Raw genomic sequence first — 244 nt, forward strand, 5'->3', positions numbered from 1 at the left:
GGCGTTAGTCATTGACGCGCTCAAACACAAGACCGATGCAGAAGCGCGGGTTTACTCCCCGCGTGACTGGTCAACAACGGAAGATATGTATCCTGTCATTCTTGTGCAGACGCCAATTGACGTTAAACAGTCACACTGGGACGTAACGCGCCCCAGTTCAACACCGTCACAACTGTGCGCATTACTGGAAGATTGCAGGAACTTGACAGCGAGGCTGAAGATGATGGCGCAGCTAAAGCCGAAG

1 pseudogene is annotated in these 244 nt (G+C 52.5%); it reads left to right on the top strand.

The window, feature by feature from the left end:
* Positions 1-244: pseudogene (locus tag ACGF5R_RS24905) on the top strand (ATP-binding protein); the annotation flags it as partial.

It is taken from the genome of Photorhabdus sp. RM71S, assembly GCF_042879355.1.
GTDB classification, from domain to species: Bacteria; Pseudomonadota; Gammaproteobacteria; order Enterobacterales; family Enterobacteriaceae; genus Photorhabdus; species Photorhabdus kayaii.